Below are 22,993 nucleotides of genomic sequence, written 5' to 3'. Positions count from 1 at the left end.
AGATGAGCAAGACGCAGAGGGGCATGACCCGGACGGACCTGACCGGGCGACGCGGCCGGGCCCGCCGATTGGTTCGCCCCACAGTGCGCGGGGCCGTTTTCCTGGGCGTCGGGGCGGTGCTGTTCGCGGTCGCCTGGGCCTACGACGAACGCGACCTCCTGTTCGTGGCCGGGGTGCTGCTTCTGGTCCCGACAGTGGCCCTCGGCTTCGTCCTCGTCCATCCGGTGCGCGTGTCCGTCACCCGCACGTTCAGGCCCGGCACCGTGACAGCGGGGTCCAGCGCCACCGTGACGATCCAGATCCGCAATCTCGCCCCAACGCCCCTGCTCGGACTGCGCTGGCGCGACACGGCGGTCAGGGGCGTCAGCGTGCCGCCGAGCCAGCCGCTGCGGTCCCTCGCACCGGCGCGAGCCGGGCGCTCGAGCGCCGCAGACACCGCGGTGGTGAGCTATCAGCTGCATCCATCCCGGCGGGGGGTGTATCCGATCGGACCGCTGATGCTCGGCCGGTCGGACCCCTTCGGACTCGCCTACAGCGAGTGGCCGATCGGCTCACCGCATGATTTGACCGTGACGCCCAGGGTCACCTCGCTGCCGGGCAACGGTGTGTCGATCACACGGGGCGAGGGCTCCCGCCATGAACGTGTTCGGCATCTCAACAATGACTCGGATGAATTGATCGCCAGGGAGTACCGGCCGGGGGACCCGATGCGCAGGGTCAACTGGCCGGCGACCGCCCGGCATGGCGAGATCATGGTCCGGCAGGAGGAACAACGCAGCCATCCCGAAGCGCGCGTCATCCTCGACACCACCCGCGGAGGGCGGGGCGCCGACCGCGGGCACGACGCCGAATTCGAGCTGGCCATCGAGTTGGCCGCGTCCGTCGCCGTTCATCTGCTCGAGGGCGGGTTCAGACTCGATGTGGTGGAGCTCGGCCCCTGCCAGCTCCTCCCCGTGCGGCCAGTGGCGGGGGACTCCAGGGTTCCTCACGATCCGGACAACGGCCGGCGAGGGGGCCTGCGCGGCGACGACCCGGCTTCGTTCACCGGTCCGGAAGGCGTGCCCGCGCTTGTCGATGCCCTGGCGATCGTGGTCCGACGTGACCGCGTGACCCACGCCGCGATCGATGACGGCCTCGGCCACCGGCCGGCAGCGACTCTGGGCCGTCAGGTTCCGTCCTTCGCGGTTCTCGTCGATATCGGCCCCGCCGACACGCGTGACCTGGTCGCCTTGCGCGGCCTCTGCCAGCCCGCCGTCGCGTTCGTGTTCGACACCATGAGCGCCGACTCCATCGAACGCCTGAGCGAGGCCGGCTGGCAGTGCGCGCTGGTGGATACGTCGGCACCGGTCGCGGTTGCGTGGGCGCAGGCCGGGCAGGACACGGCGGCGACGCGATGACCAGAACTGAAATCGTGCGCTGGCCGCTCACCCTGGCGCTGCTGGTGCTGCTGATGACCGGATGCACCGCCCTGGGCGCCGTCCTGGCCGGATCGTCGTGGTGGTTGGTGCTGTTGATCGTGGCGAGCCTCGTGCTCGTCGGTTCGGCAGGGCTGCGTCGGGCGGGGGTGCACAGTGTGGTCGTGCCGCTGCTGGCGACGGGTGGGCTCATCGTGCTACTCACACTGTTCTTCGGTGGCGGGACCGGGCTGCTCTGGCTGGTTCCCACCGGCGATACCGTCGCCCGCTTCACCGAACTGGCCACTGACGGGGTGCGCTCCATTCAGACGCAGGGCACTCCGGCCCAGGTGCTGGACGGCATCCTGTTCCTCCTGGCCGTGGGAGTGGGCTTGTTGGCGATCCTGATGGACATCCTCGCGATCGGTCTGGGCCGGCCCGCGTTGGCCGGGATCCCGGCCCTGGTCCCCGTTGCGGTACCCGGTTTTGTGGTGTCCACCGGTGCGGACTGGGTCGCCCTCGTTGCGACAGCCGCCGCGTATCTGCTCCTCCTGCGCATCGACGTGCATCTGCGTGGGATGCGGGTCAACCGGCAGGCCGGCGGGCGCGGAACAGGGATCACGGGTGCGACCGGGGCCGTACGCGGAGCCATCGCCATCGCTGCCATCGGCATCGTCGGCTCCCTGATCTTCAGCCTGTCGGCGCCCGTGATCTCCGGCGGAGCCTTCGGCTCGCGGTCCGACAGCGCGCTCTTCGGTGCCGGAGTCAGCCAGATGATCGAACTCGGCCAGGACCTGCGCAGGCCCAAGGCCGGTCCCGCGCTGCACTACCGCACAACGGCCGTCGAGCAGCCGTACCTCGCACTGCTCACCCTCGATGACATCAAGGGCACCACGTGGCTGCCGAGGGCCGTCGAGGTCGATGAGGACCTGACCGTCGACTCCATAGCGAATCCGCCGGGGCTCTCCCAACGGGTGGCCAGGACCGAGGCCAACACCATCATCGACATCGACGGGGTCCGCACCGACATGCTGCCGGTCCCCGTGCCCGCAACGAGCGTCGATGGGCTCACCGGGGACTGGTTCTGGAACAACGACACCCGAGCCATTTCGAGCACCGACAGCACGACCATCGGCCAGCGCTACGCGGTGACGTCCCTCGAACTGCAGCCCACCAGGGAACAACTTCGTGAGTCCGGCACCCGGTACCCCGTCGACATCGAGCCGAGTCTGTTCCTGCCGATGGGAACACCCGGGATCATCGGTGACACCGCCCGCATCGTCAGTACGGGTACGGAGTCGAACTACGACGCCGCGGTGGCCATCCAGGATTACCTGCGCGGAAGTGAATTCAACTACGACACCGAGGCTCCGGTCGATGAGGGGTACGACGGCGGCGGGGCCGATGTCATCGCCACGTTCCTCGACGTGAAACGCGGCTACTGTGTGCACTTCGCCTCGGCGATGGCCCTGATGTCGCGCAGCCTGGGCATCCCGGCCCGGATCGTGCTGGGGTACCTCCCCGGCACCCGGACGGCCACGGCCGTCGACGGCATCAACCGGTACAACGTCGACTCGCACGACCTGCACTCCTGGCCGGAGCTCTACTTCGTCGGGGTCGGCTGGGTGCCTTTCGAACCGACCCCTGGGCGGGGCACGGTTCCGGACTACGCCGCGCCGGAGAGCTCGACGGCGTCCGGTGCGCCGTCCGCGGGTGAGGCGCCGTCGGTCGTGCCGCGGGCCAACGACAACCCCGGATTCGAGGGTGGCCCCGTGGACACTCTGGCGGCCGAGGAGGATGAGTTGCCCAACATTCTCGCCCGGATCGGGCTCGTGGCGACGGGTGTCCTGCTTCTCCTGCTCGCCCCCGGCGTGTTCCGCCTGGCCCGGCGGCGGCGGCGGCGGCGCCTTCTGGCAGCGGATCGGGCCGGCGCGGTGCTGGCCTGGCGTGAGCTGTCCGATACCGCGGTGGATCACGGGCTGGAGGTCTACGACACCCTCACCGCACGGGAGCTGGCCGACAGTATCCGGGACCGGCCCGGTGTGGGCGACAGTCCCCGGGCCCGCGAGGCGCTCGAGCGGATGCTGGTGGCCACCGAACAGGCGCACTACGCCCGCCGGGACGGGTCGCCAACGAACCCGGGTGCCGGGCTGCTGGCCGATCTTGATGTCGTCGTTCACGCCGTGCGGCACGGTTCCCGGGCCATCCAGCGGGCCAGGGCCCTGGTGTTCCCGACGTCGCTGACCTCGTCGGCACTGCGCCGGATGGGCCTGGCCACCGGCACGCCCGGGGGCGCGTAGAATTTTCCCTTGTGATCAAGTTCAAGAAGACCCCGTACAAGGTTGACGTTCGCGACGTCATCAACCGCCCGGGAACGATGTACGAGCGCAACATCGACATCGTCGTTCCCAACGACCTCGGTGAAGCGCTCGTTGCCGTGAAAGCCGGCTCCACCCTCGAGGCCGATCTGCGTCTGGAATGCATCCACGAGGGCATCCTGGTGACCGCCGATGTCACCGGAAAAGCCGCCGGAGAGTGCGGAAGATGCCTGATTGACATCGAATTGCCTGTCCGAGTTCATTTTGTTGAACTTTTCGCGTACGCTCTTGATGAAGCTTATGAGTGTGCGGTTCAAGATGACCACGTGGATCTTGAACCTCTCATCAGGGATGCAGTGGTGTTGTCACTGCCGTTCCAGCCGGTTTGCCGGCGGGATTGCCCAGGTCTCGACCCAGAGACCGGGGAACGGCGTGCCACTTCCCCTGAACTCGAACCGAGTGAAGTGCAGGATCCGAGATGGTCCGCACTATTGGAATTCCAAGCTTCCGAAAGCATCAGCACGGATGAGCACATCCATGCTGTACCGGATAGAGAAGAGAAGTAGTCATGGCAGTCCCGAAGCGCAAGCAATCACGCTCCAACACCCGCTCACGCCGTTCCTGCTGGAAGGCCGAAGCCCCCACCCTGGTGAAGACCATGGAAAACGGCAAGGTTGTCTACAGCCTCCCGCACCGCGCGAAGGTCGTCACGGACGCCGCCGGCACCGCACTCTTCATGGAGTACAAGGGCCGTAAGGTCGCTGACGTTTAGTCAGAGCTTCAACCAAGGGGTGGTGCGCAACCGTGTCAGGTTCTGACGCAAATCCCGGAACAGATGCTCCTGCAGCGGTCTCTGCTGCAGGAGTTTCTGCTGCCCGGGGACCGACAGGGGCGCCGGAGAATCCGATGGCGGCCCTGCAGGAGATTCTTGGCGTGCAGGTCGACGCCGGTCTTCTCGAACTCGCGTTGACACACCGCTCATACGCGTACGAGAACGGTGGCTTGCCCACGAACGAACGCCTGGAATTTCTGGGCGACTCGATTCTGGGCCAGGCGGTGACCGTGATGCTGTACCGCGATTACCCGCAGCTGCCGGAGGGCGACCTTGCCAAGCGCCGGGCCAGCCTGGTGTCCACGGCCGCCCTGTCCGAAATCGCCCGCGGTATCGGCTTGGGTCGTTTTGTGCGCCTCGGACGTGGGGAAACCCTCACCGGTGGCCGCGACAAGTCGTCGATCCTGGCCGACACCGTCGAGGCGCTCATCGGCGCGGTCTACCTCGACACCGGCGTGGACTCCGCGACGCGTTTTGTCATGCGGCTGTTGCAGCCCATGCTGGCGGACCCCGGCCACTTCGGGATCTCGATGGACCCCAAGACCAGCCTGCAGGAAGCCGCCGCGCGGTTGGGAGCCGGAGTTCCGGTGTACACCGTCGCCGAAAGCGGACCGGACCACTCCAAAGTCTTCGTGGCCACCGTGAGTGTCGGCACCGCCGTGACGGCCACCGGCGAGGGCACCAGCAAGAAGCATGCCGAGATGGCCGCGGCGCTTGAGGCGTGGACCCGCCTGCGTGCCGTGCGCCGCTGACACGTGCCTGAACTTCCCGAAGTCGAGGTCGTGCGGACCGGCCTGGAAACCGCCGTGTCCGGCGCCGCGATCACGGGTGTCGAAATCTTCGACGAGAGGTCCCTTCGTCGCCACGACCGCGCGCTCGGCGATTTCGAAGCGCTGGTGACCGGCGCCCGGATCGAGGCCGCCGTGCGCCGGGGCAAGTTCCTCTGGTTCCCGCTGGCCGTCGCACCGGGGGAGGCGCCGGGGTCGGGCGCGCGCCGGGCCATCGTGGCCCACCTCGGGATGAGCGGACAGGTGCTGTTGCGTACCCCGGGTGAGACCCCGGAAAAGCTGCTGCGCATCCGCCTAACCCTGCAGAACCCCGAACACGGTGAACTGGCCCTGCACTTCGTGGACCAGCGCATCTTCGGCAGCATGGCCGTCGACACGATGCAGGCCACCGACGACGGCCGGTCGGCCGGTTACGCAGGGCCCGGCATGGCCCCAGGCCGGCCAACCACCGGTACCGCGGATGCGCTCCCGGCCTGGTCCGGCCTCATCCCCAGCCAGGTGGCGCACATCGGCCGGGACCCGCTCGACCCGGCGTTCTCCGCCCCGGCCTTCTACCGAGCGCTGGCCCGCACCAGGTCAGGCATCAAACGGGTGTTGCTCGACCAGCAGGTCGTCAGCGGGATCGGCAACATCTATGCGGACGAGGCACTCTTCGACGCCCGGGTGCACTTCGACCAGCCGGCCGCGACGCTGTCCGCGGCGAGCGCCCGCCGCCTACTCACCGCCGTCCGCGCGATTCTGCTGCGGGCGTTGGCCGAGGGCGGCACCAGCTTCGACGCCCAGTACGTGAACGTCAACGGCCAGTCCGGCTACTTCGCGCACAGCCTCAACGCCTACGGGCAACACGGCAAGCCCTGCCCCCGCTGCGGCACCGACCTCGTGCGGGTCAAATTCATGAACCGCTCGTCGCACTACTGCCCGCGCTGTCAGCGGCTGCGCTGACCTTCCGCCAGGCACCCTCGTAGCCCATCGGAACGAAACCGAGCGCCTCGTTGACGTCGAGCATGTAGCGGTTCTCTTCGGCGTTGAACGTGGTCACCGCCGGATGCCGGGGATGCTCACGGGCCAGGCTTTGCAGATTGGCCAGCTTCATGAGCATGCCGAGCCGGTGTCCGCGGTGTTCCCGAAGCACCAGTGTGTCCTCCTGGGTCACGGCCCGGCTGGTGTCGCCGGGCACCGACAGCTCGGTGAAACCGGCCAGGCGACCGCTGGGCCGGTGCAGGACAGCGGTCACCAGCGTCCGGCCAGGGCCTGCCGCGTACGCGTCCTGTTCGCTGCGTAGCCGCTCCACGCTCCACACGTCTTCAGGCTCTTCCAGACCCGCCGTCGGGGCATCCGTCGACATGCGGGTGTACAGCAGGGCCATGTCCTCGAGCCAGCGCTCCGGGGTGCGCCCGGTCCAGGACAGCAACGCATAATCCTCGCCGGCGCGGGCCGCCGCCTCCCTGAGCTGCCGGGCGAGGACGGCGGGGTCCACCGGCAATTGCAGCCGGCTGCCGCGTTCCACCTGCTCGAGCCGGTACCCCCTGTGCAGCAGAAAACGCACCTCGGGGTTGGCCAGCGGCACCGATCCGAAACCCGTGGGCGGGACGAGGCGTTCGCCGGGGCCGGGCGGGGAAACCGCGTAGATCACCCTGCTGCTGCGGTGCTCGGCGGCGGCCAGGGTCTCCAGGACGTCCAACAGTGCGCTGCCGATGCCCCGGCCCCGCCATTCGGGCAGGACCTCGACGGTGAACCAGGCGAACTCCGACGACGGGTCCGCCTGCGTCTCGTAGGCGGCCCGGCCCACGATCGCCCCCGCGACGCGGGCCACGAACATCCGACGAGGAGAGTGCTCGGGGGTGAGGTAGCCCGGCAGCAGTTCCTCCGCCGACTGGGCCAGCTCACCGGTGCCGTACGCGTGGGCCTCCACCCGGTTGCGCACGTCGACGGCCGCGACGAACTCCGGCCAACCCGTCGCGCCGGGCGCCGCCGGAACGCTCAATTCATCGATGCCCAACGAATGACTCTCCATGTCCGCAGAGCCTAGACCCGGTGTCGCGGAACTGACACACTCCCGGGGGATCTCGAGGCGGTCAGATCCCAGTAAACGAGCGGCGGTCCGGTACCGTGGACTGAGTCAGACACTTTAGCGGGAAGGACGAGCGGGTTGTACCTGAAGAGCCTCACCCTCAAAGGTTTCAAGTCCTTCGCGCAGTCGACGACCTTCGCGTTCGAACCCGGCGTCACCTGCGTCGTGGGTCCCAACGGCTCCGGCAAGTCCAACGTCGTTGACGCCCTGGCCTGGGTGATGGGCGAGCAGGGGGTGAAGACGCTCCGTGGCGGCAAGATGGAGGACGTCATCTTCGCCGGCACCTCCACCAGGGGACCGCTTGGCCGCGCCGAGGTGATCCTGTCGATCGACAACAGCGACGGGGCGTTGCCCATCGAATACGCCGAGGTGACCATCTCGCGCACCCTGTTTCGCAACGGCGGCAGCGAGTACGCCATCAACGGCCGCACCTGCCGGCTGCTCGACGTGCAGGAGCTGCTCAGCGACTCCGGTCTCGGCCGGGAGATGCACGTCATCGTCGGCCAGGGCCAGTTGGATGCCGTGCTGCGCGCCAGCCCGGAGGAACGCCGCGGTTTCATCGAGGAAGCCGCCGGAATCCTCAAGCACCGTCGCCGCAAGGAAAAGACCGTGCGGAAGCTCGAGGCCATGCAGACCAACCTCACCAGGCTCAGCGACCTCGCCGGGGAGATCCGCCGGCAGCTCAAGCCGCTCGGCCAACAGGCTCAGGTGGCCAGGCAGGCCCAGCAGATCGCCGCCACCGTGCGGGACGCGCGGGCGCGGCTGCTCGCCGATGATGTGATCGTGCTGCGCAGGGCCCTTGACGCCCACGGCCGCACCGAAAGCGAACGGCACTCCGAACGCCTGGTGGTCCAGGAACAGCTCGACCACAACCAGGTGCGGGTGCGCCGGCTGGAGGACGCGCAGGTAGGCGATGCTGTGGACATCGCCCGGCGCACGGCGTTCGCCCTTGAATCCGCCCAGGAACGGCTGCGCGGGCTGTACACCCTCGCCAACCAGCGGCTCGCCCTGCTGGGCACCCAGGCTGAACCTGTCGAACGGGCCGCGAGCGTCACCCCGCAGCGGGTCGAGGATGCCGCGGCGGAAGTGGACCGCCTGCGGGCGGGCATCGCGACGGCCGAGGACGCCTGGGCCAGGGCACGCACCACGACGGCCTCGGTGCGCCGCGACTTGGACGCCGTCGACGACGAGATCGCAGCACAGTCCGCCCTCGTCTCCCGTCATGACCTCGAGGTGTCCCAGCTCGCCGGCGAGTCCGACACCGCGGCGTCCCGATTGGCCGCTGTGCGCGGGGAGGTGCTGCGCCAGCAGGATGCCCTCGACTCCGCCCGCGATCGACTCGCCGCATCCCGCCAGCAGCTGGCCGACCTCGACGAGGACGCCGACGACGCGGCGAACGATGTCGACCTCGACGAGGTCGTGGACCTAGCCCAGGCCGAGGTGTCGCAGGCCGAGGCCGAGATCGAGCGGCTCCGCGAGCTCCTGCACGGCCAGGAGCGGGAACGGGATGCGCTGGCGGCCCGCACGAGCGCCCTCACCCTGGCACTCGGCCAAAAAGACGGTTCCTCGGCCCTCCTCGAAGCCGACCTGGCCGGCATCCGCGGTCTGGTCGCCGAGGTCATGAGCGTGCGCCCCGGTTTCGAGCGCGCCGTCGCGGCGGCGCTCGGCTCCCTCGCCGATGCCGTGGCCGCCGATGACCGGGATGCCGCGGTCGCCGCGGTCGGACACGCAGACGCGCTGCACCTCGGCCGGGTGGAACTGGTGCTCGCCGGGGCCGCCGACGCCGGGTCCGCCGGGTCTGCTGCTCAACCGGACCTCTCCGGCCTGCCGGGAGTCGTGGCCGCGCACACCGTCGTCGACGCACCGCCCGGCGTGCTCGGGCTGCTCGAGGGCACCCTCATCGTCGACGATCTGACCGCCGCCGTCGCGGCATCCGATGCCCTGGCCTCGTCCGGGCAGGGATCGACAGCCACCATCATCACCCGCGCGGGGGATGTGCTCACCGCCCACGCGTTGCGCGGCGGCTCCGGTGCCGCCCCCAGCAAACTGGAACTCGTCACCGAACGTGACGAGGCCGCGCACCGACTGGCCGAGGTGACGAGCCTGCTCGGCATCGTCTCCGGCGATCTCGGCGAACAGCGCACCCTCCTGGCCGGCGCTCGGGACCGGTCCAGGTCGGCCCAGGCCCGGCTCCGCGAGCACAACACCCTGGCGGCCGCCCGCGCGGACCGGCGCAACCGACTGACCGTGCAGGTCGACGCCGCGGCCGCGGAATTTGACAGGCTGTCGGCCGCGGCCGAGCTCGCCGCCTCAGGAGTCGCCGAGGCCGAGAACGCCGCCAGGAAAGCAGCCGCCGCTCTGGACATCAGACGCTCCACGCCGCGGCCCATCCTCGACGTCACCGCCCGCGACGCCCTGTACGCAGAACTCGAGCGGGCCAGGGAGACCGAGATCGAGTCGCGTCTGCAGGTGGATACCGCCAAAGAGCGCCTGCGTGGCGGCCAGGCCCGCGTTCTCTCCCTGACCCGGCAACTCGAATCCGACCGGGCCGAGGCGGACGCCGCCGCCCGCCGGGCCGTTCTCCGCCGCCGGCAGGTGGATGCAGCATCCGCCGTTGCCGACGCGCTGCCGGCGGTGCTCGCGTCGGTCGACGTCGCCGTGGCCCAGGCGCGGCAGCGGCTGGCCGTCGCCGAGGCCGAACGGACCAGCCAGAACGACGAGCTGAGCACCCTCCGTCGGGCCGAGAGCGAACTGCGCAGCCGGTTGCAGGCCATCACGGAAAACGTACACGGCCTCGAACTGGCGATCTACGAGAAAAAACTGCAGTTGTCGGCGCTTCTCGAGCGCGCCGCCAGCGAACTGGGCCTGGTGGAGGACGTCCTCGTCGGCGAATACGGCCCGGACCAGCTCGTGCCCGCCGACGGCGAGGCCTCATCGGCCACGCCGTACGACCGGGAGGAGCAGCGGGCGCGCCTGGCGGCCGCCGAACGCAAGTATGCCCGTCTGGGGCGGATCAACCCGCTCGCGCTCGAGGAATTCGCGGCGCTGGAACAACGCCACCTATTCCTCACCGAGCAGCTCACCGACCTCACCACCACCAGGGCCGATCTGATTACCATCATCGAGGACATCGACGTGAAGATGGGGACCATTTTCGCCAGCGCTTTCGAAGACACCCAGGCGGCCTTCGCCGAGGTGTTCCCGGTGCTGTTCCCCGGTGGCAGCGGCAGCATCCAGCTCACCGACCCCGCGAACATGCTCACCACCGGGATAGAGGTGTCGGTGAAGCCGGCGGGCAAGAAGATCGAGCGGCTGTCGCTGCTCTCCGGCGGCGAACGGTCGCTGGCCGCTGTGGCCCTGCTCATCGCGATCTTCAAGGCCAGGCCGAGCCCGTTCTACATCATGGACGAGGTCGAGGCCGCGCTGGACGACGCGAATCTGGGCCGGCTGCTGACCATCTTCGAGGATCTGCGGGCCACCAGCCAGCTCATCGTCATCACCCACCAGAAGCGCACCATGGAAATCGCGGATGCGCTGTACGGCGTCTCGATGCGGCAGGACGGAGTGTCCGCTGTGGTCGGCCAGCGCATCGTGCGTGAGACGGAACAGGCGTCCTGAGCCACGTCTCGTGTCGCTACGTCTCGGCTAGGCCGGCAGCGGCCGGTTGCTGCGGAACAGGTTCTCCGGGTCGACCCTCGCCTTGATCCCGGCCAGGCGTTGCAGATCCTCCGGCGTGAACGCCACGCCCAGATCCTGGCCGGCCGCGAGCATCGTCGGCACGATGCGGGGCACACCCACGGCATGCACGGTGTCCTCCAGCGGCTGGAACACCAGATGGCGGTCGGAGGCGGCCGGAACCGGCGCGCCCGGCGGCAGGATCGCCGCCGCGAAGAGCATGAACCCGGCGTCGAGGTGGCCGACGACTCCGTCGGCGCCGACCGTCGGGTCGCCGATCAACCCGCCCAGCGGGCGCAGCTGCAGCAGGGACAGTCCGGCGTAGCTCGCGGTGTGGAACGCCTCGACGAGGCTCGCGATGGTGGCGGTGTCGAGATCGCTGACGGTCCTGGACCAGTCCAGCGTCGCCGAGGGCTCCTGCGGTTCACCGGATACCTCGCCCAGCTGGCCGATCGAGAACGGCCGGCACAGGTTGGCGATGACCGGGGCGATCGACACGAGCGGAGCGAGCAGGGCGCTCCCCGCCGCTTCCGACCCCACAAAAACCGCATCAACCTGGGTGAAGCTCCGCCCGCGCAGAAGCTCGGGCACCTGCTCGACGTCGGGCAGGTTGATCAGGCCCAGGAACAGGCTCAGTTCCGGCGGCGCATCCAGCAGGATGTCGGCCGCGGCTCCGAAGACCACCTCGGCCGATTCGGCGGGAAACAGGATCTTGCCGCCGAAGAGGTCGGCCGCCGGGTACAGCTCGATCTCCAGGGCGGTCACCACGCCGAAAAGCCCGCCGGCGCCTCGCAGGCCCCAGAGCAGATCCGGGTCGCTGTCTTTGGTGACGCGGCGCAGCACCCCGGTGGCGTCGATCAGCTCGACGGCTCGAATCGAGTGCGCGGCCAGCCCCTGCCACCGGCTGAACCAGGAGTGCCCGCCGGAGAGCAGGTACCCCGTGACGCTGACGTCGGGGTTGGTGCCGGCCAGAGCGATCAGGCCGGTGCCGTCGAGACGGTTGAGCAGGGTGACCCAGGGCACGCCGGCGCCGACGCGTGCGAACCGGGCGACGACATTCACGGTGACCTCGTCGAAGGCACTGGTGCGCACGAGGATCTGGCCGGCGAGGTCGGCGGCGGCGCCATGCCCCCGCGGCTGCACGGTCACTCCCAGGCCGGCCTCCCTGGCCGCGACGATGACCTGCCTGAGGTCGCGCACAGAGCGCGGCCGCACGACGGCGCTCGGCTGCTGGTCGACGGCGAGGTTCCACGGGGCGCGGGCGTCGTCCCAGCCTGCTTCGCCGGGCAGCACCAGAGCGCCTTCGAGAATCCCGCTGAGGGCGATGAGGGCAGGATGCGCGCCGGACGCCGGCGATTGCATGGGCTGTGGTGGGGTGCTCATGGGCGTCCTTTCGACGGGCGATGCTTTCACCGACGCAAGGCCGACCCGCGCGGCGACTACCGTGACGATACCCAGCACCGCGGCGGCCCGCCACCCCGGGCGCCGGTGCACCTGTCAGTGTGCGGTGCTTACCCCCAGCAGGTCCTGGCTGATGATCGCGGCCGTGCGGGCACCGGCGCCGGCCGCCACGATCAGCTGCTGGGGTCCGGGCGCCGCGACGTCCCCGGCGGCGTAGAGCCCCGGCACGCTGGTGCGCCCGTTGCGGTCGGTGAGCAACTGGGCGTGCGCGTCCCCGGCGACGTTCAGCCCGGTCAGGAACTCCACGGCGGGATGCCAGAGCGGCCGCACGAACCCGCCGGTGACCGGGATCCGGTCACCGCCAGACACCCGCACCGAGGCGAGCCGCCCCCGGTCGCCTTCGAGGTCGGTGATGCGGCGTCGTTCGACGCTGATGCCGCGCCCGCGCAGCGCCCGTTCCTGGCCGGCGGAGACGGCGCCGGTCTCGTCGCTGAAGAGTGCGCCGTTGGTGAACACCGTCAGCGTGCGGGTCCACTGGGAGACCAGGAGCGCCCGGGCGAACAGGTCCTCGGTCTCGCCGATCAGGGCCAGCGGTTGATCACCCAGCTCGTAGCCGTCGCAGGCGGCGCAGCTGAACAGGCTCATGCCATAGAACCCGCGGATGTTGGGAACATCCGGAAGCGTCTCGCGCAGCCCGGTGGCCACGAGCACCGCGCGGCTGGCCACGGTTCGACCGGCACTTGACGGGCTTCCGAGCGTCACGGCGAACGGGTGCGAGTCGTCCTCCTCGGACAGCTCGCGGGTTCGCCGGACCGCGCGCACCGAGGTACGCCGCAAGATCTGGGCGCCTGGATAGCCCTCGACCTCTGCCCTGGCCAGCCGGCGCAGCTCGTGCGGAGGGACCCCGTCCCTGGTGAGGAAGCCGTGCGAGATCATGGTCGCCGCGTTCCGGGGCCGGTCGCTGTCGATGACGAGCACGGTGAGGCGGGCCCTGCTCAGGTTCAGCGCCGCCGAGAGGCCGGCCGGACCGGCGCCGATCACGACGCAGTCGTAGCGGTCCTGGTCGTCGTGCTCCAGGGCCTCAGCCACCGAGTGCGCCCTGGCGAGGCAGCTCGGCGATGACCGGGTGGTCGTAGCCGAGCACACCGGTTTTCGCGGCGCCGCCGGGGGAGCCGAGCTCGACGAAGAAGTCCACATTGGCCCGGTAATAGTCGGACCAGGCTTCGGGCAGGTCGTCCTCGTAGTAGATGGCCTCCACCGGGCAGACCGGTTCGCAGGCGCCGCAGTCGACACACTCGTCGGGGTGGATGTACAGGGACCGTTCGCCCTCGTAGATGCAGTCGACCGGGCACTCGTCGACGCAGGCGCGATCCTTCACGTCCACGCAAGGCAGCGCGATGACATAGGTCACGAGGACACCAGCGAGACTTCGGCGGCGATCAGCACCTGCTCGTCGCGGGGCACGACCTTCACCCGTTCCCGGGTCACCTCCGACAGGTCGGCATCGCCGAGGGCCCGTTCGTGGGCGTCCAGGGCCAGCCAGCCGGGCCAGGTGGTGTAGCGGATGCCGCGCTCGCCGAGCAGTCGCAGGACGGCGTCCTGGGCGGGGTCGGCCGGTTCAGGCAGCAGTGCCAGGTCCTCGACCAGGTGGGTGATCGTCTCCAGTGCGTCGCCCTTGGTGTGGCCGATCAGCCCGACCGGGCCACGCTTGATCCAGCCCGTGGTGTAGAGCCCGGGCAGGGGCGTGCCGTGCTCGTCGATGACGCGGCCTTCGTCGCTGGTGATGACGCCGCGGGCGTCGTCGAAGGGCACATCGGGCAGCGCGCTGCCGCGGTAGCCGACCGCGCGGTAGACGGCCTGCAGCGGGTAGTCGAGGATCTGCCCGGTGCCGCGCACGCCCCCGTCGCCGGTCGGCGTGGTGCGTTCGAAGCGCATCCCCTCGACTCTGTCGGTGCCGTAGACCTCTACCGGGCTGTGCAGGAAGTGCAGGTGCAACCGCCGGGACGCTCCGGTGGGCTCCCGGGTGAGCCAGCCGTACAGGGTGCGGCTCATCACCTTGACCTGGTTGCTGGATGCGGCCAGGCGCGCCTCGGAGTCGGCGTCCCTGGGGAAGTCCTCCTCGTAGACGATCACGTCGACGTCGGGGATATCGCCGAGTTCGCGCAGCTCTATCGGGGTGAACTTCACCTGGCCGGGACCGCGCCGGCCGAAGACGTGCACGTCGGTGACCGGCGAGCCCGCCAGGCCGTCGTGCACGTTGGCGGGGATGTCGGTGCTGAGCAGGTCGGCGGGGTGCTTGGCCAGCATCCGCGCCACGTCGAGGGCCACGTTGCCGTTGCCGATCACCGCGATGTCGGTGGCGTCCAGCGGCCAGTCCCGCGGCACATCCGGATGCCCGTCGAACCACGAGACGAAGTCGGCCGCTCCGTAGGATCCGGGCAGGGTGATGCCGGGGATCGGCAGGTCGGCGTCGCGGATCGCCCCGGTGGCGAAGATGACGGCGTGGTAGTGCCGGCGCAGGTCGGCCAGGCTCAGGTCGGTGCCGTAGCCCACGTTGCCGAGGAACCTGATGGTCCCGGCATCGAGCATCTCGTGCAGGGAGGTGACGATGCCCTTGATGCGGGGATGGTCGGGGGCCACGCCGTAGCGGATCAGGCCGTAGGGGGCGGGCAGGGTGTCGAACAGGTCGATGCCGACCTCACCGCCGGTCGCCCGCACGGCCGTGCCGAGGATGTTGCCGGCGTAGATGCCGGCGGGGCCGGCGCCGATGATGGCGACGCGCAGTGGCTGGGGCGCGGAGGGCGTCCGGGTCATGAGTGGCCTTTCGAAAGAGCGGGGTCGGACGTGCGTGACGGGGTGGGGTGAATCGGTGGGTCCTGGTTCGCCTACCGGCGCGCGCCGGGGGTGAGGCCACGGCGGCGCAGGAGCCGGCGCTCGAGCGGGGCGAAGGCGGTCAGTTCCACCAGAATGCCCACGGCGAGGATGACCAGGATGGTCGCGAGCACCGCGGAAAGGTCGGCGAGTTCCCGGCTCTGCTGCAGCATGGTGCCGAGCCCGAATCCGATCGAGCCGCCTACCACGATGATCTCCGCAGCCATCAGGGACCGCCAGGCGAAGGCCCACCCCTGTTTGAGCCCGGAGAAGTACCCGGGCAGGGCGGCCGGGAGCACGACCAGGGTGGCGAGTTCGATGCGGGAGGCGCCCAGCACGGTGCCGACCTTGCGCAGCTGCGGGGGAACCTGGTCGATGCCGGAGACCAGCCCGTTCGCGATCGACGGGACAGCGCCCATCAGCACCACGAAGTAGACGGTGGCGTCGGTCAGGCCGAACCAGATGATCGCGGCGGGCACCCAGGCCACGGACGGCAGCACCTGCAGACCGGACAGGAGCGGCCCGAGGGCACGCCGGAGCAGCCGCCACTCGGCCAGCAGCAGCCCGAGCGGTGTACCGATCGCGACGGCGATGAGGAAGCCGGCTCCGCCGCGGGACAGGCTGGTGAGAACCGCCTGCTGCAGTCGGCCGTCGTTCCACTGCTCGACAAGCGACCCGGCCACGTTCACCGGGCCCGGTGCCAGGTCGGGTCGGGGCTGGGCGATCACGGTGTAGAACTGCCAGGCCACGATCAGCGCCACCACCAGCAGGACCGGTGGCAGCACCCCGCCGAGAAACCGGCGCCAGCGGCCCTTCTCGGTCAAGGGCACGGTCTGGAGGGCGTCCAAACCTGATTCGAGGCGTCGGAGCTCGTCGTGATCACCGACGCTGCGGGGCGCGGCGGAAGAACTGTGCAGCTTGGTGTCAGGCAGCATTGCGGCGGATCTCCTCTCGTAGCTGGTCGGTGATCTCGATGGCCAGGCGGGACACCTCGGGGGACTCGATCCGCCGGGTCCCGGTGTCGTCGATGCGCCATTCGTTGGCGATGCGGCCCGGGCGAGAGGACATGAGCACCACCCGCTGGCCGAGCCGGGCGGCCTCGCGCACGTTGTGGGTGACGAAGATGATGGTGCGGCCGGTCTCCCGCCAGACCCGCTCCAGTTCCTCGTGCAGCAGGTCCCGGGTGATGGCGTCGAGGGCCGCGAAGGGTTCGTCCATCAGTAGGACCTTGCGGTCCTGGGCGAGGGCCCTGGCCAGGGCCACTCGCTGGCGCATGCCGCCGGAGAGCTCGTGCGGGCGTTTCTGGGCGGCATCGGCGAGGTTGACGAGGTCGAGCAGCTCCAGGGCCTGGGCGCGGCGCTGGGATCTGGGCACCCCCCGGAGCTTGAGAGCGAGTTCGACGTTGCGTCCGGCGGTCAGCCACGGGAAGAGCGCCGACTCCTGGAACATCACCGCCGCGTTGCCGCTGGTCACGGTGACCGTGCCCTCGGTCGGGTGTTCGAGACCGGCGATGATGTTGAGCAGGGTGGATTTGCCGCAGCCGGAGGCGCCGAGCAGGCAGAGGAACTCGCCGGTTGCCACGGTGAGGGTGATGTTGTCCAGAACGACAGGGCCGGTCGGTCCGAACCGTTTGCCGAGTGAGTCGATGCGGATTGCCGGAGTCACACCGAGAGGCTGCGTGGTCGGTGCCTGGGGCGTGTCGGTGACGGTCTGCACGATTACTCGGTTCCGAGCCCGGCAGCGGAGACCGGTTGCCCGCCGGCCGCCGTGAGGACCCTGTTCAGCGGTGCCAGGTCGAAGAGCCCGTCCAGGCTCCCGGTTTTGGCGGTGCCGACGTCGACTCCGGCCTGCAGCAATGGAGGGAAGGCCGCCGCGAGCGGGTCGGTCGTGAACGTCACGCCGGTGAGGGCGCGGGCGAGAACTGCGTCCGGCAGCGGCGTTCCGGTGTCCGCAACGAGGGTGCGGTTGATCGCGGCGGCGGCCTGGTCGGGGTTGGCGGTGAGCCAGTCGACTGATGCCGTGTGGCCGGCGACGAGATCCTGCACGGTTTCCGGATGCGCGGCCAGGAAGTCGGTCCCCACCACCAGCACCGTGGTCGGGAACGCGCCGTCCGGCCAGAGCGAGGCCTCATCGACGAGGACGGTGGCACCGGCCTCGAGGATGAACCTGGACACCCAGGGTTCGGGGAGCCACGCGCCGTCGATCTTGCCGCTCTGGAAGAGGGTGAGGGCCTGGGCGTTGTCGGTCGGGGCGATATCCACGTCGACGTCGCCGCCGGTGGTGCTTGTCGAGTAGCCCTGCTCGCCGAGCCAGGAGCGCAGCGCGACATCCTGCGTGTTGCCCAACTGCGGGCTGGCGATCGTGGTTCCAGCCAGGTCGCTCGCGTCGGTGATTCCGGGTCGCACGACCAGCGCGGCCCCGCCGCTGGTGGCCCCGGCCACGATCCGAACCGACTGGCCGGCGCTCTGCACAAAACTGTTCACCGCGGGGTTGGGGCCCAGGTAGGCCGCGTCGATGGCCCCGGCGCTGAGGGCTTCGATGGCGGCGGGGCCGGCGCCGAAGACCTGGGTGGTCAGCGTGGTGTTGCCGAGCGCATCCGCCAGCAGCCCCTGATCCAGCCCGACCAGTGCCGGGGCGTGGGTGACGTTGTCGAAGTAGCCCAATCGGAGCTCGGCGGCCGGCCCGGCCGGTTCCGCGGCACTGCGGGAGACGGAGCATCCGCCCAGCAGCACTGGAATCAGGGCGGCGGCCAACAGGAGGCGGCCGGCCGGACGGGCAGTGCGGGCGCTCATGCCTGCCCTCCGGTTCCGGCAGCAGTCCCGGCAACCGTCCTGGCATTGGTCCCGGCAGCCGTCACGATTCCGGCGGCCAGTGTCGCGCCATCCTGCGGCTGGATCACCAGGAACGCGCCGGCTCTTCGGTTCGCCGCGTAGGTTTCCACCGGGAGGGCGGCGGACAGCCGCACGGTGACCTGTCCGATGTCGTTGATCTCGAGCGCTGGAGCGACTTCGAGGTCCAGGGTGTCCAGGTTGAGCCGGCCGGTGATGGTTCCGACGATGGCCTGCACGGTGTGCGTGCCGAACTTGACCAGCACCCGGGCGCCGGGCCGCAGGGCCCGGGGGTCGAGCCAGAACAGGTCGGCGGCCAGCTCCTTCACGGGTTCGGGCATGGTGCCGGCCGTGCCGATGACGGCGCCGCGGGCGATGTCGAGGTCGTCGCGCAGCCGCAGGGCGACCGACTGCGGTGCCACGGCCTCGTCGAGTGCGATTCCGGCGAAGTCGATGCCGGTCACGACGGTGCTGGCGCCGCCGGGGGTCACCGTGACGGTGTCGCCCACCCGCACGGTTCCTGACGCCACCTGGCCGGCGTACGCCCGGTAGTCGCGGTAGTCCGCGGCGTCTTCCGGCGCAACGGCGACGGCGCCCTGGGGGCGCAGCACGAGCTGCACCGGCAGCCTGAACGACTCCACATTCGTGGCGACGTCGTCAGCGGCGGGCAGGGTCTCCAACAGCTCGAGCAGGCTCGGGCCGTCGTACCAGGGCGTGTTCGGCGACCTCTCGACGACGTTGTCGCCCACGAGGGCCGAAACCGGGATGACGTGCACAGCGCCCAACCCCAGCTCGTCGGTGACCCGGCGCACGGCCGCGGCGACAGCGCCGAACGCGGCCTCGTCGTAATCCTGCAGATCGATCTTGTTCACCGCGATGACGATGTGGGGCACCCGCAGCAGTTTCACGACGGACAAGTGCCTGCGAGTCTGTTCGAGCACGCCCTTGCGCGCGTCGATGAGCATGATGACGGCATCCGCCGTGGTGGCGCCGGTGACCATGTTGCGGGTGTACTGAACGTGGCCGGGGCAATCGGCCAGGATGAACGAGCGCTGATCGGTGGCGAAGTACCGATAGGCGACGTCGATGGTGATGCCCTGCTCGCGCTCGGCCCGGAGCCCGTCGGTGAGCAGCGCAAAATCGATGCCGCCGGCCGCGCCGCCGAAGCCGCGCTCGGTGGAGGTACGGGTGACGGTGTCGAGCTGGTCGGCGAGGATCGCCTTCGAATCGTGCAGCAGCCGGCCGACCAGGGTGGACTTGCCGTCGTCGACGGAACCGGCGGTCGCGAATCTGAAGAGGGTGCCCTCTGAACGTTCGAGCTGTACCTGAGTCATTAGAAATACCCGTCCTTCTTGCGATCTTCCATGGCGGCTTCTGAGATCCGGTCATCGGCGCGGGTCGCGCCGCGTTCGGTGATGGTGCTCACGGCGATTTCGCGTACGACGTCCTGCACGGATGCGGCGTCGGAGTCGACGGCGCCGGTGCAGCTCATGTCGCCCACGGTGCGGTACCTGACCGTGCGCGAGACGACGGTCTCATTGGCCAGCGGGGCGCTGACCGGGCCGACGGCGCGCCACATGCCGTCGCGACGGTAGACCTCGCGCTCGTGCGCGTAGTACAGCGGGGGCAGCCTGATGCCCTCCCGCTCGATGTAACGCCAGACGTTGAGCTCGGTCCAGTTGCTGATCGGGAACGCCCGTACGTGCTGGCCCACAGTGTGGCGGCCGTTGTAGAGGTTCCAGAGTTCGGGGCGCTGGTTGCGCGGGTCCCACTGGCCGAACTCGTCGCGGAGCGAGAGGATGCGCTCCTTCGCACGGGCCTTGTCCTCGTCGCGGCGGGCACCGCCGAAGACGGCGTCGTGGCGGCCGGCGGCGATCGCGTCGAGCAGCGGCAACGTCTGCAGGGGGTTGCGGGTGCCGTCGGCGCGTTCCGTCAGGCGGCCGTCGTCGATATAGTCCTGCACCCTGGCCACCTCGAGGCGGAGACCCAGACGGGCCACGGTCTCGTCACGGAACTCGAGGACCTCGGGAAAGTTGTGCCCGGTGTCCACGTGCAGGAGCGGGAACGGCACCTTCCCCGGCCAGAACGCCTTCGCGGCCAGGTGCAGCACGACCACCGAGTCCTTGCCGCCGGAGAACAGCAGCACGGGGCGTTCGAACTCGACGACCACCTCACGGATGATGTGTATCGCCTCGCTCTCGAGCACGTCGAGCTGGCTCAACCCGGTGCTGTCGGTGGAAGCGGCGCGGTCGATGGCGCGGTCGATGGTGGGGGCGGGGAGAGCGTTCACAGGTGGAGTCCGCATTCTGTCTTCGCCAGGCTGGCCCAGCGTCCGGATCGGGGATCGTCGCCTTCGGCGACGGGTTTGGTGCACGGCGCGCAGCCGATGGAGGGGTAGCCCTGGGCCATCAGCGGATTGATCGGCACGTTGTGCGTGCCGGCGTAGTCCAGGATGTCCTCGAAGCTCCAGGCGGCGAGCGGATTGACCTTGACGAGGCCGTTACGTTCGTCCCAGGCGATCAGCGGCGTGTTCGCCCGGGTGGGCGCCTCGTCGCGGCGTACGCCGGTGAACCAGACCTCGTAGCCACCGAGCACCCGGTGCAGGGGATCGACCTTGCGCAGCGCGCAGCACAGGTTCGGGTCCCTGGCGAACAGCTCGGAACCGTGCTCGGCGTCCTGCTCGGTCACCGTGCGCTCGGGCAGCACGTCGACTATGCGTACGGGCAGCAGCCTGGCCACGTCGCCCCGGGTGTCGTGGGTCTGGGCGAAGTGGTAGCCGGTGTCGAGGAAAAGCACGTCAACGCCGGGCAGTCGCCGGGACACGGCGTGGGGGAGCACGGCGTCGGCCATCGAGCAGGCGACCGCGGCGGCCTCCGCGCCGAAGTTGCGGGCCACCCAGGCGATGACCTCGTCGGCGGATGCCTCGTCCAGCTCGGCAGCGCCGGCCGCGGCCAGGGCGCGCAGCTCGTCGGGGGAGCGGCGGGTGCTCGTGGGAGTGCCGGTGCTGCTCATAACAGAGCCTCCTCGTTTGCGCGGTGCGCCCAGACCGCGAAGGTCTCGGTGTCACCCCTGTCGGCCAGGAAACGGAGGACGATGCGCTCCACATAGTCCGCGAGGTCGTCTGCGGTGACCTTGAGACCACGCACGGTGCGGCCGAGGCCGGCCTCATCGCGGCCGACGGAGGCCAGGCCCCCGCCGAGGTGCACCTGGAAACCGGGGACCTGGCCGCCGTTCCCGTCGGCGAGGAGCTGGCCTTTGAGGCCGATGTCGGCGGTCTGGATGCGGGCGCAGGAGTTGGGGCAGCCGTTCACGTGCAGGCTGATCGGTTGCGGCACGTCGATGCCGGCCAAGCGTTTCTCGAGTTCGAGAACGGCGTCGGTCGCGGTCTGCTTGGTCTCGACGATGGCGAGCTTGCAGAACTCGATGCCGGTGCAGGCGATGGTCGTACGGCGGAACAGGCTGGGGCGGGCGGCGAGGCCGAGCGTGTCGAGGGCGGTGATGAGCGGTTCGACGTCTTCTTCTCGGATGTCCAGAAGTACGAGTTTCTGGTGCGGCGTGGTGCGCAGCCGCCCGGAGCCGTGCTGCTCGAGGAGGTCGGCGAGTCGTGTGAGCATGGTGCCGGAGACCCGGCCGACAAACGGGGTGACACCGATGTAGAATTGGCCGTCGACCTGCTTGTGCACGCCGATGTGGTCACCGTGCTGGGTCGGCGTCGGGGCGGGCGGGCCGTCGGGCAGTGCCTCGAACAGATACTCGTCTTCAAGGACCTGACGGAATTTCTCCGGCCCCCAGTCCGCCAGCAGGAACTTCAACCTGGCCTTGTTGCGCAGGCGCCGGTACCCGTAGTCGCGGAAGATGGAGGCAACGCCGAGCCACACGTCGGCGACCTTCTCGGGTGAGACGAAGGCACCCAGGCGCTCGCCGAGCCGGGGGTTGGCCGAGAGGCCGCCACCCACCCAGAGGTCGTAACCGAGGCCGAGCTCCGGATGCCGCAGGGCGACGAAGCCGACGTCGTTGATCTCGTGCACAACATCCTGGCTCGGGTGCCCGGTCAGAGCGGTCTTGAACTTGCGGGGGAGGTTCGCGAGTTCGGGGACCCCGATGTACCGCGCCGTGATGTCGGCGATCGTGCCAGTCGGGTCGAGGAGTTCGTCGACGGCGATGCCGGCGACGGGGGAGCCGAGCACCACGCGAGGCACATCGCCGCAGGCTTCGGTGGTCTGCAGGCCGACGGCCTCGAGGCGGCGCCAGATTTCGGGAACGTCCTCGACCCGGATCCAGTGCAGCTGGATGTTCTGCCGGTCGGTGAGATCGGCGGTGTCCCGGGCGAATTCCTCGGAGATCTGACCGATGACCCTCAGCTGGCCGGTGCTGAGCTGGCCGCCGTCGATGCGCACCCGCAGCATGAAATAGGCGTCTTCGAGTTCGTGGGGTTCGAGGGTCGCGGTCTTTCCGCCGTCGATACCGGGCTTGCGCTGAGTGTAGAGGCCCCACCAACGGAACCGGCCGTGCAGGTCCGTGCTTTCGATGGAGTCGAACCCGTCTCGGGAATAGATCTTCTCGATCCGCTCGCGCACGTTCAGCCCGTTGTCTACTTGCTTCCAGGCCTCGTTGCCGTTGAGCGGCTCGGTGCCGTCGACTTTCCACTGGCCGTTCGGCCGGGAGGCGGGTCGCGGACGATGGCCGGCCTCGGTCTGCGGCTGGGTGGTCTGGCTCTGTGGCACTGAGGTCCTCCTCGTTGAACGCGGGCGCTGCTCCGCCAGGCTGCGCGGCGTGCTGGGAAATCTACCGAGCCTGCGCCGCAACGTCATGGCG

19 protein-coding genes are annotated in these 22,993 nt (G+C 69.6%); 7 read left to right on the top strand and 12 right to left on the bottom strand.

Annotated features, from left to right (window positions below; genetic code table 11):
• Nucleotides 1–2: 2 nt before the first annotated feature.
• The 6 genes from E3O60_RS15160 (at nt 3) to mutM (ending at nt 6,274) form a co-directional block, all read left to right on the top strand.
• Nucleotides 3–1,397, top strand: coding sequence for a DUF58 domain-containing protein (locus E3O60_RS15160; RefSeq protein WP_166788998.1), 1,395 nt, complete (start codon nt 3–5; stop codon nt 1,395–1,397).
• Nucleotides 1,394–3,694: a DUF3488 and transglutaminase-like domain-containing protein gene (locus E3O60_RS15155; protein ID WP_134498520.1), complete on the top strand. Its 2,301-nt coding sequence runs from the start codon at nt 1,394–1,396 to the stop codon at nt 3,692–3,694. Before E3O60_RS15160 ends, E3O60_RS15155 begins: the two co-directional genes overlap by 4 nt.
• 11 nt (nt 3,695–3,705) lie before the next feature.
• Nucleotides 3,706–4,278 carry a YceD family protein gene (locus E3O60_RS15150; RefSeq protein ID WP_327016791.1) on the top strand — a complete coding sequence of 191 codons (573 nt, stop codon included), beginning with the start codon at nt 3,706–3,708 and terminating at the stop codon, nt 4,276–4,278.
• Between the two features lie 2 nt (nt 4,279–4,280).
• On the top strand, nt 4,281–4,484 hold the full coding sequence (rpmF, locus tag E3O60_RS15145) for a 50S ribosomal protein L32 (protein WP_066596228.1): 204 nt from the start codon (nt 4,281–4,283) through the stop codon (nt 4,482–4,484).
• A gap of 134 nt (nt 4,485–4,618) precedes the next feature.
• The gene (gene rnc / locus E3O60_RS15140) at nt 4,619–5,296 is read left to right on the top strand and encodes a ribonuclease III (RefSeq protein ID WP_088456498.1); all 678 of its coding nucleotides are present in this window, start codon (nt 4,619–4,621) and stop codon (nt 5,294–5,296) included.
• A 3-nt stretch (nt 5,297–5,299) separates the two neighbouring features.
• On the top strand, nt 5,300–6,274 hold the full coding sequence (gene mutM / locus E3O60_RS15135) for a bifunctional DNA-formamidopyrimidine glycosylase/DNA-(apurinic or apyrimidinic site) lyase (RefSeq protein ID WP_134498518.1): 975 nt from the start codon (nt 5,300–5,302) through the stop codon (nt 6,272–6,274).
• Here the strand turns inward: mutM and E3O60_RS15130 are convergent.
• Nucleotides 6,225–7,346 (bottom strand): GNAT family N-acetyltransferase, encoded by a 1,122-nt coding sequence (locus E3O60_RS15130; protein WP_134480449.1) that lies wholly within the window; start codon nt 7,344–7,346, stop codon nt 6,225–6,227. The genes mutM and E3O60_RS15130 overlap by 50 nt on opposite strands.
• Before the next feature lie 135 nt (nt 7,347–7,481).
• Between E3O60_RS15130 and smc the strand changes: the two genes are divergently transcribed.
• Nucleotides 7,482–11,021 (top strand): chromosome segregation protein SMC, encoded by a 3,540-nt coding sequence (gene smc, locus E3O60_RS15125; protein WP_134498516.1) that lies wholly within the window; start codon nt 7,482–7,484, stop codon nt 11,019–11,021.
• A 27-nt stretch (nt 11,022–11,048) separates the two neighbouring features.
• Here the strand turns inward: smc and E3O60_RS15120 are convergent, their stop codons facing one another.
• The 11 genes from E3O60_RS15120 to E3O60_RS15070 form a co-directional block, all read right to left on the bottom strand.
• The gene (locus E3O60_RS15120) at nt 11,049–12,461 is read right to left on the bottom strand and encodes an FAD-binding oxidoreductase (RefSeq protein WP_088456494.1); all 1,413 of its coding nucleotides are present in this window, start codon (nt 12,459–12,461) and stop codon (nt 11,049–11,051) included.
• A gap of 114 nt (nt 12,462–12,575) precedes the next feature.
• Nucleotides 12,576–13,568, bottom strand: coding sequence for an NAD(P)/FAD-dependent oxidoreductase (locus tag E3O60_RS15115; RefSeq protein WP_241993284.1), 993 nt, complete (start codon nt 13,566–13,568; stop codon nt 12,576–12,578).
• Complete coding sequence (gene fdxA, locus E3O60_RS15110; protein ID WP_088456492.1) at nt 13,561–13,890, bottom strand: ferredoxin; 330 nt, start codon at nt 13,888–13,890, stop codon at nt 13,561–13,563. The genes E3O60_RS15115 and fdxA overlap by 8 nt, the downstream gene beginning before the upstream one ends.
• Nucleotides 13,887–15,293, bottom strand: coding sequence for an FAD-dependent oxidoreductase (locus E3O60_RS15105; RefSeq protein ID WP_134498512.1), 1,407 nt, complete (start codon nt 15,291–15,293; stop codon nt 13,887–13,889). The genes fdxA and E3O60_RS15105 overlap by 4 nt, the downstream gene beginning before the upstream one ends.
• 71 nt (nt 15,294–15,364) lie before the next feature.
• Entirely contained in the window at nt 15,365–16,285 is a 921-nt protein-coding gene (locus E3O60_RS15100; RefSeq protein ID WP_088456490.1) for an ABC transporter permease, read from the bottom strand.
• Nucleotides 16,275–17,015, bottom strand: a complete 741-nt coding sequence (locus E3O60_RS15095; RefSeq protein WP_198414946.1) for an ABC transporter ATP-binding protein — start codon at nt 17,013–17,015, stop codon at nt 16,275–16,277. Before E3O60_RS15095 ends, E3O60_RS15100 begins: the two co-directional genes overlap by 11 nt.
• 53 nt (nt 17,016–17,068) lie before the next feature.
• Nucleotides 17,069–18,142 carry an ABC transporter substrate-binding protein gene (locus E3O60_RS15090; protein ID WP_134498510.1) on the bottom strand — a complete coding sequence of 358 codons (1,074 nt, stop codon included), beginning with the start codon at nt 18,140–18,142 and terminating at the stop codon, nt 17,069–17,071.
• Nucleotides 18,139–19,512, bottom strand: a complete 1,374-nt coding sequence (locus E3O60_RS15085) for a sulfate adenylyltransferase subunit 1 (protein ID WP_134498508.1) — start codon at nt 19,510–19,512, stop codon at nt 18,139–18,141. The genes E3O60_RS15090 and E3O60_RS15085 overlap by 4 nt, the downstream gene beginning before the upstream one ends.
• Entirely contained in the window at nt 19,512–20,483 is a 972-nt protein-coding gene (gene cysD, locus E3O60_RS15080) for a sulfate adenylyltransferase subunit CysD (protein WP_134498506.1), read from the bottom strand. Before cysD ends, E3O60_RS15085 begins: the two co-directional genes overlap by 1 nt.
• Nucleotides 20,465–21,190 (bottom strand): phosphoadenylyl-sulfate reductase, encoded by a 726-nt coding sequence (locus tag E3O60_RS15075; RefSeq protein WP_088456485.1) that lies wholly within the window; start codon nt 21,188–21,190, stop codon nt 20,465–20,467. The genes cysD and E3O60_RS15075 overlap by 19 nt, the downstream gene beginning before the upstream one ends.
• Nucleotides 21,187–22,989 (bottom strand): nitrite/sulfite reductase, encoded by a 1,803-nt coding sequence (locus E3O60_RS15070; RefSeq protein ID WP_134498504.1) that lies wholly within the window; start codon nt 22,987–22,989, stop codon nt 21,187–21,189. Before E3O60_RS15070 ends, E3O60_RS15075 begins: the two co-directional genes overlap by 4 nt.
• Nucleotides 22,990–22,993: the final 4 nt, after the last annotated feature.

The sequence above is a fragment of the Cryobacterium sp. TMB1-7 genome (assembly GCF_004402435.1).
In the GTDB taxonomy this organism is placed as follows: Bacteria; Actinomycetota; Actinomycetes; order Actinomycetales; family Microbacteriaceae; genus Cryobacterium; species Cryobacterium zongtaii.
This window is presented reverse-complemented; position numbering and strand designations above follow the sequence as displayed.